This is a genomic window from Streptomyces sp. NPDC102451 (genome assembly GCF_044765485.1).
Taxonomy (GTDB): Bacteria; Actinomycetota; Actinomycetes; order Streptomycetales; family Streptomycetaceae; genus Streptomyces.
Map to the genome: position 1 here is coordinate 20,254 of NZ_JBIWKD010000033.1, position 10,113 is coordinate 30,366.

7 protein-coding genes and 1 pseudogene are annotated in these 10,113 nt (G+C 69.0%); 2 read left to right on the forward strand and 6 right to left on the reverse strand.

Translation table 11 applies throughout. The annotated features are described in order from the left end of the window. Positions 1-87: 87 nt before the first annotated feature. Positions 88-2,646 carry a beta-glucosidase gene (locus ACIRD8_RS36895; protein ID WP_404001893.1) on the reverse strand — a complete coding sequence of 853 codons (2,559 nt, stop codon included), beginning with the start codon at positions 2,644-2,646 and terminating at the stop codon, positions 88-90. Between the two features lie 91 nt (positions 2,647-2,737). Here ACIRD8_RS36895 and ACIRD8_RS36900 point away from each other — a divergent pair, with 91 nt between their 5' ends. Continuing rightward, positions 2,738-3,382 (forward strand): TetR family transcriptional regulator, encoded by a 645-nt coding sequence (locus ACIRD8_RS36900; RefSeq protein ID WP_404001896.1) that lies wholly within the window; start codon positions 2,738-2,740, stop codon positions 3,380-3,382. Positions 3,383-3,493: 111 nt separating this feature from the next. Here ACIRD8_RS36900 and ACIRD8_RS36905 read toward each other — a convergent pair whose 3' ends face one another. The 4 genes from ACIRD8_RS36905 to ACIRD8_RS36920 all read right to left on the reverse strand — a co-directional run bounded on the left by ACIRD8_RS36905 (position 3,494) and on the right by ACIRD8_RS36920 (position 7,982). After that, complete coding sequence (locus tag ACIRD8_RS36905) at positions 3,494-3,718, reverse strand: hypothetical protein (protein WP_404001899.1); 225 nt, start codon at positions 3,716-3,718, stop codon at positions 3,494-3,496. Further along, positions 3,715-5,208: an MFS transporter gene (locus ACIRD8_RS36910; protein ID WP_404001902.1), complete on the reverse strand. Its 1,494-nt coding sequence runs from the start codon at positions 5,206-5,208 to the stop codon at positions 3,715-3,717. The genes ACIRD8_RS36905 and ACIRD8_RS36910 overlap by 4 nt, the downstream gene beginning before the upstream one ends. Positions 5,209-5,213: 5 nt before the next feature. Beyond that, the gene (locus ACIRD8_RS36915) at positions 5,214-6,254 is read right to left on the reverse strand and encodes an NAD(P)-dependent alcohol dehydrogenase (protein WP_404001905.1); all 1,041 of its coding nucleotides are present in this window, start codon (positions 6,252-6,254) and stop codon (positions 5,214-5,216) included. A gap of 354 nt (positions 6,255-6,608) precedes the next feature. Further along, positions 6,609-7,982: an aldehyde dehydrogenase family protein gene (locus ACIRD8_RS36920; protein ID WP_404001908.1), complete on the reverse strand. Its 1,374-nt coding sequence runs from the start codon at positions 7,980-7,982 to the stop codon at positions 6,609-6,611. A 301-nt stretch (positions 7,983-8,283) separates the two neighbouring features. Here ACIRD8_RS36920 and ACIRD8_RS36925 point away from each other — a divergent pair, with 301 nt between their 5' ends. Then, a complete protein-coding gene (locus ACIRD8_RS36925; RefSeq protein WP_404001911.1) occupies positions 8,284-8,916 on the forward strand; it encodes a TetR/AcrR family transcriptional regulator in 633 nt (210 codons plus the stop codon). A 526-nt stretch (positions 8,917-9,442) separates the two neighbouring features. Here the strand turns inward: ACIRD8_RS36925 and ACIRD8_RS36930 are convergent. Next, positions 9,443-9,968, reverse strand: a pseudogene (locus ACIRD8_RS36930) (aldo/keto reductase); the annotation flags it as partial. Positions 9,969-10,113 lie beyond the last annotated feature (145 nt).

Below are 10,113 nucleotides of genomic sequence, written 5' to 3' on the forward strand. Positions count from 1 at the left end.
GGCTCCTTGAGAGTGCTCTGGTACACGAAAGTGAGGTGGGAACATGCCGTCAGATGGGGGCCGCGCGTGCGGCGACCTTCGCGCAGTTCAGGTGACAGTGATCTCTGTGATGCGGCGCAGATCCCGGCTGGAGCGTCCCGTGAGCAGCCGGTAGCGCCCCGGCGGCGTACGCCACTGGCTGGCCTGCGGGTCCCAGATCTGCAAGGCGCGCTGCCTGATGTGCACGTCGGCGGTCGTCCGCTCACCGGGCCCCGCCTTAACCACCGCGAATCCGGCAAGGGTGCGGACGGGGCGGTCCAGCTCCCCGTCCGCGGGCGGTTCGAGGTACACCTGGACGACTTCACGCGCGGGGCGTGATCCCGTGTTGACGACCTCGACGGTGAGATTCAGCCCGTCTCCGGCTCCGGTAGCGGGGCCGGACAGTTCACCGGAGACGGGAGCTTGATGGACCACGAGGGACTCGTAGCTCCAGGTGCTCCACCCCAGGCCGTGCCCGAAGGGGTAGGCAGGACGCAGGCCCGCGCGGTCCCAGGCGCGATACCCGATGTACAGCCCTTCTTGGTATGCGACGACACCGTTCGTGGGCCGTGCGTGGGGGGCGGGGACGTCCTCGGCGCGGGCGGGCAGCGTCCAGGGCAGCCGGCCGGCCGGTTCGGTGCGGCCGGTGAGGACGTCGGCGAGTGCGTGCCCTGCCTCCTGCCCCGGCAGCCAGCCCCACAGCAGGGTGGGCACTTGTTCGGCCCAGGGCAGCAGCACCGGGGCTCCCGCGTTCACGACCACGACGGTACGAGGGTTGGCCGCGACCACGGCCCGCACCAGTTCGTCCTGATGCCCCGGCAGTTGAAGCCCTGTGCGGTCCCAGCCCTCCGACTCGACCTCCTCGTTCGTCCCGACGATCACCACCGCGACGTCTGCGCTCTCGGCCGCGCGCACCGCCTCGGCGATCTCGTCCGCCGCGCTCGGTCCGGGCCTCCGGTGTCGCAGGTGGGCGCTGATGAACCGTCCGTACCCGGCGGCGTCGACCACGGTGAGATCGGCCGTGACACGCACCTGCAGCGGTGCTTGCCCCTCCTCGACGGTGATGTCGACACCGTGGGTCCTGGGACGGCTGTGGCTGGAGTCGAGGACCATGTCCACACCGCGCTCGGCATCCTCATACGAGACAAGAATGCCGTCGACCGCGAAACGGTGACGGCCCGCGCACCCGAACTCAAGGCGGTGCAGGCCGGGTTCGGTGAGGACGAGCCGCGTGCGCAGGGTCACGCGATGCGTATCGGCCGGGAACGCTTCAAATCCGCCCCAGTCGCCGGTCGGCCGCAGCACGGTGCCGATCCGCGTGCCGTCCTTGTCAAGGAAGTCGGCCCGGATACCCAGCCCGTCACCGTGCGGGTCCTCGGCGTACGCCCCGTCAATGAAGGGCGGCAGCATCCGCGCGTCACCGCCACGGTGCACCGAGAGCGTGACATCGGCGGGGAGCGCCGCACGCAGCCCCTCCTCGTATCCGACCGTCCGCGCGGTGGGAACGTAGGCGCTTCCGCCGCCCTGAAGGTAGGGGCGTACGGCGTTGGGGCCGATGAGCGCGATGGACCGTACATTCGGCAAGGGCAGCAATTTCGCCTCGTCGCGCAGGACCACAACCGACTGCGCGGCGACCTGCCGCAGCAAGGCGTACGAGTTGCTCGACGGCCGTGCGGTGACGGCAGCCCCCTCGTCCGGGGCGGCCCCGCCCGCCAGCTGCCCGACCCGGCGCGCCAGTCTCAGCACCCGTACGACCTTGTCGTCCACGAGCGCCTCAGGCACCCGGCCCTCCCGTACGGCCTGGACGAGGAGGTCGCCCCACGGCCCGTCGGGTCCGGGCATCACCACGTCGAGCCCGCCGAGCGCCGTTTCAACGGTCGTGCGCGCGGAGGCCCAGTCGGAGATCACCGGGCCGTCGAATCCCCACTCTCCTTTGAGGATCGAGCGCAGCAGCCGGTGGTGCTCGGCTGCCGGCGCGGACTCCACTCCGTCGTCGAGCCCGGAGTAGGCGGACATGATGCTCCACGGCCGCGCCTCGGCGATCACCTGCTCGAAGGGGGCGAGATAGACCTCGCGCAGCGTCCGCTCGTCGATCTTCGACCGGTAGCGCGTGCGGTCCGTCTCCGACTCGTTGGCAACGAAATGCTTGAGGCACGCAGCCACGTTCGCGCCCTGCAGGCCGCGTACGACGCCGGTCGCCATCACAGCGGTGAGCTGCGGATCCTCGGACCAGTACTCGAAGTGGCGCCCGGCGACCGGGGTCCGCTGGAGGTTGGCCAGCGGGGCGAGGAGCACGTGCACGCCCTTGCGTCGCGCTTCGGCGGCGAACAACGCACCGACGTGTTCGGCGAGGTCGCGGTCCCAGGTGGCGGCGAGGGCGCTCGGTGCGGCAGCGAGCAGACCGGTGGGGTCTGCCTCCTCGCCGGTCCCCCTCACCCCCTGCGGCCCGTCGGACATGACCACGGAGCGAAGGCCGAGCGCCGGCTCGGCGGGCAGTGACCACAGGTCGCCGCCGGTGAGCAGCCGCACCTTGGCCTCAAGGTCCAACGCGCGGACACGGCGCAGCAGATCAGCGCCGTCCTCGGCGGCCAGTTCGGTGTCCTGGACATGCGGAGCGGGGGAAGTCATGGGCGGCATAGAAACACACTTACCAAGTACTTAGTAAGTAGTTGCGCGGAACTTGTTTCACGTCGATCAGGCACGGCCTAGACTCCAGCGCGTGAGCAAGGACAAGGCGGCGCCGACCGCATCCCCAACCGGTGCACGCAGCCGCCGCGGACGCAGCTCCGCAGCCCAGGAACGCCACGACGAGATCCTTCAGATCGCCATGGAGGTCTTCGCGGCCCGCGGCTACGGCAAGGCCTCCCTCGCCGAGATAGCCGACCGCGCAGGCCTGACCCAGGCCGGAGTCCTGCACTACTTCCGGTCCAAGGCCAACCTCCTGACCGAGGTGCTGGACCTGCGCGATGCGACCGACATCGCCGAGCTCGGCCCTGAACGCCCGCGCGGCCTCGCCTTCCTCAAGCATCTGGTGGACACCACCCGCCACAACGCCGAGCGCGAAGGCATCGTGCGGCTCTACGCCGTGCTCTCCGCGGAAAGCGTCACGGACGACCACCCCGCCCGGGGCTACTTCCGCAACCGCTACGCAGGCCTGCGGACCTTCGTCACCGAGGCCCTGACAGAGGCCTGCGAACTGGGCGAGGTACGCGACGACGTGAACGTGAGCGCCGCCGCGAACGCCATCATCGCCGTCATGGACGGACTGCAGGTGCAATGGCTACTCGATCCCGACGCGGTGGACATGGCCGAGTCCACTGACCAGGCGATCAGGTCCTTGGTGGACACCCTGCGCGACAAGTAGCTCATTGTCGCTTCGCCCGACAGGGCCGCGTCATAGAGCAGTGTCGGCGAGGTGCCCGGCGGCGAACTCGCGAATGAGGGTGACCGAGGCCGGCTGGATGCGGTGGGCGGACTAGGCCAGGGCGAGAGCGCGGGTAGCGAGGCACTGCGAGGCGCCGTGCAGGGGCAGCTCGATCATGCCGGGATGCCGGGTGCCGCCGTGCGGCAGGAGCTCGATGCCCAGACCGCGGGCGACGAGGCCCCGTACGGTGTCGACGGCGTCCGCCTCGGTCGTCGCCGCGCCGAGCAGACGCCGCCGAGACGCCTCGCCCGCGCTGGTGATCTGGCCGGTCTTCATGGCCTCACCTTAAACAAACCGTTTCGTTTACTGTCCGCGGAGGTGCGGTGTGTGGGGATGGCGGTTCCGCACACCGCTGCGAGCAGTGCGGCGGCCATACCCAGGAGGAACACGATGCGGAAGTCGCCCTCGGACGGTACGGCGGAGGGTCCGGTGGCCGGGCCGGCCAGGATCACCCCCGTGACGGCGCCCGCGAAGGCGGTCCCCATGGAGCGGGCCAGGCTGTTGAGGCCATTGGCGGCCGCTGACGCGGATGCGGGGGTCTGTTCCATGATCAGGGTCGGCATCGCCGCGTAGGCGAAACTCACGCCCGCACCGATGACCGTGGTGAACACCAGGATGTCCCAGGTGCTGCCCATCCGGAAGGCCAAAGTCCCATAGCCGACGGCGACGACGACGGTTCCGGTGACCAGGGTGGTCCTGGGCCCCTTGGCGGCCGAGAGCCGGGCGGCCAGCGGCGACATCGCCATCATCGCCAGACCGGCGGGGGCCAGCCACAGCCCTGTCTCGACCATGGACCGGCCCAGTCCGTGTCCGGATGACACCGGCAGGTGGAGGAGTTGCGGCGCTGCCAGGGCCTGGGCGTACATGGCGAAGCCGGTCATCACCGAGGCGAGGTTCGTCATCAGGACGGGTCGTCGCGCGCTCGCGCGGAGGTCGACCAGAGGGGAACTGTCGCGTAGTTCCCACCAGGCCCACAGGGCGAGGACGGTGGCGGAGACGGCCAGCAGGCCGAGTGTCGCCCCGCTGCCCCACCCGCGCGCGCCGGCCAGCGACACGGCCAGGAGCAGGGACACGAGTCCCGCGGCCAGACCAAGTGCTCCGACGGCGTCGAAGCGCGCCCTGGTTCCCGGCGAGGACGCGGGAACGATCCACAGGATTAGCAGACCGACCGCCAGGCCCAGGACCGCCGACACCCAGAACAGGGTGTGCCAGTCCGCTTGCTGTGCCACGGCGGCGGACAGCGGCAGTCCGACCGCCGCTCCGACGCCGAGGGAGGAGCTCATCACAGCGACGCCGGAGCCCAGGCGGTGAGCCGGCAGGACCTCGCGCATGAGGCTGATACCGAGGGGGATGGCCCCCGTACCGATCCCCTGGAGGGTCCTGCTGGCGACCATGAGGGGAAGGGAACCGGCCAGCGCGCCGAGCACGGAGCCGGTGACCAGGAAGGCCATGCTGATCAGCAGTATTCGCCTTTTGCCGTACAGGTCACCGAGCCGTCCCCCGACGGGGACGGCGACGGATGCACCGAGCAGGGTCGCAGTGATCGCCCAGGAGGCGTTGACCGGCGACGTGTGCAGCAATTCCGGCAGCTCGGGCACAAGCGGGACGATCAGGGTGTGCATCGCGGCGACCAGGACGCCAGCGGCCGCGAGGACGACGATGACCGCGGTGCTGCGAAGGGGCTGGTTGCCGGTCGCGGGCCCCCGAGTGGAGCCACGCGCCCGCCTGCGGTCCGCGACCGGGCGGAGGGCGCCGGCTACGGTCAAGGGGGTCACGGTCGCGCTCCGGTCATGTCGAGGACGAAGCGGTAGCGGACGTCGTTGCGGGCGAGGCGTTCCAGGGCCTGGTTGACCTGGTCGGGGCGCATGAGCTCGATTTCGGCGGTGATGCCGTGCTCGGCGCAGAAGTCGAGCATCTCCCGGGTCTCGGTAGTGCCGCCGCTGCCGGCTCCGGCGAGGGTCTTGGCGCCCTGGATGAGGCTGAGGGGGTTCACCGCAATGTCACCCTCGGGAATGCCGACCAGGCAGAGGGTTCCGTCCATGGCAAGCGCGGTCAGGTACGGGTCGATGGAGTGCGGTGCGCCGACGGTGTCGAGGATGAAGTCGAAGCGGCCGGCCTGCGCGTTCATCTGCTTCTCGTCGGTGGACAGGACCACGTCGTCGGCGCCGAGCGACCGGGCCTCGTCGGCCTTGTCCATGGTGCGGGTGAACTGCACGACCTCGGCGCCCAGCGCGTGGGCGATTTTGAGGGCGATGTGGCCGAGCCCTCCCATGCCCACGACGCCGACCGTCTTTCCGGGGCCGACGCCCCAGCGTTTCATCGGCGAGTAGGTGGTGATGCCGGCGCACATCAGGGGCGCGGCGCCGGCTGGGTCGAGACCTTCGGGCAGGTGGTAGGTGAACTTGGCGGGCAGGACGTACTGCGAGGAGTAGCCGCCGCGGGTGAGGAGCCCGTCCTTGGGGTCGGTGTTTCCGTAGGTGAGGGTCGGGAAGTGCTCGCACCAGTTCTCCCGGCCGGCACGGCAGGGCGGGCAGGTGCCGCAGGAGTCGATGATGTTGCCCACCGCCACCTTGTCGCCGGCCTTGAAGTCCGTCACGGCGCTGCCGACCTCGATGATTTCGCCGGTCATCTCGTGCCCGGGCACGAGGGGGAAGGTGTTGCCGTGGCGGATGGCCGAGATGTCGCTGGAGCAGACGCCGCAGTAGTCGACGCGTACGGCGACGTCGTCGGGGAGCAGGTCACGGCGGGTGAAGTTCCAGGGTTCCAGAGGGCCGTTTTGGTGGTGGGCGGCCCATCCGCTGATGTTCCTCATGGGGATCGTTCTCCTTGGTCGTCTTCGCCGGGGCGGCGCGGGTCCGCGCGTGGGTCGGTGTGTGCGGCTCTCGGGCTCCACGGCCGGGGGGTATCTGCCAGGTGTCCGCCATGTATGGGGCCGGGCGGCCCTACTCGATGGCGCGCGGGGGTTGGTCAAAGCTGGATCATGACGGTCTTGGTCTCGGCGAAGGCATCCAGGACGTCGGTGCCGTGCCCGCGTCCGATGCCGGGCTGCTTGAACCCGCCGAAGGGGACCAGTCTCGGCGCTGAAGCAGCGGGGCTTCTGATCAGGCTTGTCGGCAATGCGGTGGGCCGGTGCCGTGACCAGAAGCCCCGCTGAGCTTGGAGAGCGTCAGAGGTTGACGACGATGGCTTTGGTCTCGGTGTAGGCGTCGATGACGTCGGTGCCGTGTTCGCGTCCGAGGCCGGACTGCTTGAATCCGCCGAAGGGCAGGGGGCCACTGCTCATCTGGTTGACGGTGTTGATCCACACGGTTCCGGCCTGGAGGCGGTCGGCCATGGTGTGGGCGCGGCTGAGGTTGGTGGTGAACACGGTGGCGGCCAGGCCATAGATGGTGTCGTTGGCGATGTGCACCGCCTCGTCCAGGTCGCTGAACGGCAGCAGGATGGCAACGGGGCCGAAGATCTCTTCCCGGGCGATGCGCGAGGTGTTGTCGAGTCCGGTGACCAGGGTGGGGCCGACGAAGAGGTCATCGGTGTCGTCGTGGGGGTTGCCGATGATCTCGCCGCCCTCCTTGCGGGCCAGGTCGATGTAGCCGGCGACCTTCTCGTAGTGACCACGAGAGGCCAGGGGGCCCATGAGGACCTGCGGGTCGAAGGGGTCACCCATCGGGACCTTGGCCATGTTGGCGGCCAGGAGGCGGGTGAACTCCTCGCGCACGGACTCCTGGACCAGTACGCGGGTTCCGGCCACGCAGCCCTGGCCGCTGCCGGCGGAGAAGGCAAGGGCGGAGGCTGCCGCGGCGGCCTCCAGGTCCGCGTCTTCGAAGACGATGAACGGCGACTTGCCGCCCAGTTCGAGGGTGACGCGCTTGAAGTCGAGGGCGGAGGTCTCCAGGACGTGCTTGCCCACGGCGGTGGACCCGGTGAAGCTGATCTTGTTGACGTCCGGGTGGGTGATGAGGGCCTCGCCCGTACTGCGCCCCGGACCGGTGATGACGTTGAGGACGCCGTCGGGAAGGTCGGTGTGCTCATGGACGAGCTCCGCCATGCGCAGCACGCTCAGTGAGGTCTGCTCCGAAGGCTTGGCGACGACCGTGTTCCCGGTGGCCAGCGCAGGGGCGATCTTGTAGCCCATCTGCAGGAGAGGACCGTTCCAGCCGGCGACCGCGGCAACCACACCCAGCGGGGAGCGCCTGGTGTACTGCAGCTGGCCGGGGGCCGAGGGGGCGGTGGCTCCGTAGATCCGGGTCGGCCAGCCCGCATAGTGACGGTAGACCTCGACGGTGTGATCGACCATCCATCGCGTCAGCGACACCGGACCTCCCATTTCCAGGGAGTCCAGAGTGGCCAGCTCGTCGGCGTGCGACTCGATGACCTCGGCGATCTGGTACAGCACACGGCTGCGCTCGTCGGGGCTGATAGCCGCCCAGGCAGGGTCTTCGAAGGCACGACGCGCAGCAGCCACGGCGGCATCGACGTCCACGCGCCCAGCTACCGCCACCGTGGTCACCTCGGCACCCGTCATCGGGTCGACGGAAGCCACGACTGCACCGTCGGCGGCAGGCCGCTCCGTTCCATCAATGAACAGACCGCGCGGTTCCCCAGCGAACGCAGGAGAGAGCCGATTCGTGACAGGAGTGAAAGGGGTGGTCATAGCGAGAGTCCTTCTCTTCAGAGGGACGGATGCTTCAGGTGCCCGCAGGGGCTGGCGTACGTATCGAGGTCGCCTCTGCATCCGCCGCAAAGATGTCCGTTTTGCTCTACTAGGCACACTACACCAACCTGGCAGAGGCCGCCAGGTTGGACTGAGCTGCCAGGTTGACACACTGAACTAAGGTGGGTGTATGAGGAGCAGCACTAACACCCCGACGCCGTCGATCTGGGAGCGGTCGCGCCAGTTGGCGCGTGAGGAGATCAAGGAAGCCGCGCTCAGACTGTTCACGGCACAGGGATACGAAGAAACGACCATCGCGCAGATCGCAGAAGAGGCCGGAGTCTCCTCGCGCACGCTCTTCCGCTACTTCGGCACGAAGGAAGAGCTGGTCTGCGGAGAGCAGGACGAGCTGGGTGAATTGTTCATGCGCCTGGCCGCCGAACAGCCCAGCGAGATGCCCGTTTGGCAAGTCCTGCGCGAAAGCTTCGTCGCGGTCCTGACCGCCAATCATTCGCTGGAGCAGACGCTACGCATCAGCACGCTCATCTTCAGCACCCCCGCGCTGCACGCCAGTTACGCGCAAAAGCGTCTGCGCTGGATGGTCTCCCTCATGCCCATCATTCGCGAGCGCCTGCTCGATCAAGGCAGAGAACCGGACCAGGCCGGTCACGCGGCCCGCACCGTCATCGCCGTCTCCTTCGCCTGTGCCGACGCCGCGTTCGGCACTTGGGTCAAGGACCACCACGGCGAAGCCGACGTGGTCGCCCTCTACGACCAGTCCTTCGATCTCGTACGCACGACCACGACGCCACGCCCACTGTGACCGCATGAATCCGAAGCCGCCCCGTGCGGAGTCTTCTCATCACCATCGGAGGGCAGCTGCAGCCCGCGCCAATGACCAGTTCGCTGGGCAGTTCGGGCTCCTGCCCTTGACCGGGGCCGGCCCGGGGTCGCCGCACCGATATTCGATCGGCAACACACCGCCATCGCGGCGGTTTCGGTCATCACCCCCCCCCACGAGCAAAGCCAGCCGGTCGTGCACATCCCCGCCGTGGTCGCTGTGGCCCGGACGATCACCCGCGCCGTGGCCACCGAACTCCCTCACCGACGGTAGCCCGACGAGCCTGAGCGGTCGCGCGGCATGCACATGCACTGCCAGAGCCGCGCTGGCCCTCTCGGGTGACCGGCGCAGGCGAAGCCCGTGCTCGGTGCTCCATAGCTGCAGTGCGCGAGCTCCAGTGTGCAGGGCCCCGAACGAGCTGGCCGCTGCTTTCGTCTCCTCGCTCGCCGCACCCGCAATTCGCAGGCGCCCGGGGGTGGGCCGCGGTTGGCCCGCCCCGGGGAGGGGGTCAGACGGCGCTGCGGGTGGTGGTGGGGCGGCGCAGGGCGGTCTCGGTGATGGCCGGGGTGTTGTAGGCCATGTCGAGGGCGCCGACGTCGGTGCCGGGCGGGACGATCTCGTTGATCTTGTCGAGGAGGTCGTCGGACAGGGTGGTGTCCACGCCGTCCAGGAGGTCCTGGAGGTGGTTCATGGTGCGCGGGCCGATCAGAGCCGGGGTGGGCGATGGTGAAGGCGACGGCCAGGTGGGCCATCTTGATCCCGGCCTCCTCGGCGAGCGGGATGAGCTGTTCGACCACGTCCAGGCGGCGTTCGTCGCTCAGGTGCTTGAAGCCGAAGCTGGCGCGCTTGGAGTCGGTGGTCTGGCCCTTGCGGTAGCGGCCGGTGAGCAGGCCCCCGGCCATCGGGCTCCAGACCATCACGCCCATGCCGTACCGCTCGGCCACGGGCAGTACCTCGCGCTCGATGCCGCGGTTGAGGATGGAGTAGGTGGTCTGTTCGGTGCGGAATCGCTGCAGATTGCGGCGCTCAGCCATAGGGCCTGTCTCTTTGGAGTAGAGGCTAAGACCGTGTCCTATGTGGTGAGTCGGTCGTTGGGCTCAGCATGGGGCGGGGTACGTGGAGTTGGATTGTTCCGGACGGGCTGTGGGAGATCGCGGAGCCGCTGATCCCGCCGTCGAA

Excerpts from the sequence above, each read along its gene's own strand:
- ACIRD8_RS36895 (WP_404001893.1), bottom strand. The coding sequence starts at position 2,646 with ATGACTTCCCCCGCTCCGCATGTCCAGGACACCGAACTGGCCGCCGAG.
- ACIRD8_RS36905 (WP_404001899.1), bottom strand. The coding sequence starts at position 3,718 with ATGAAGACCGGCCAGATCACCAGCGCGGGCGAGGCGTCTCGGCGGCGT.
- ACIRD8_RS36915 (WP_404001905.1), bottom strand. The coding sequence starts at position 6,254 with ATGAGGAACATCAGCGGATGGGCCGCCCACCACCAAAACGGCCCTCTG.
- ACIRD8_RS36925 (WP_404001911.1), top strand. The coding sequence starts at position 8,284 with ATGAGGAGCAGCACTAACACCCCGACGCCGTCGATCTGGGAGCGGTCG.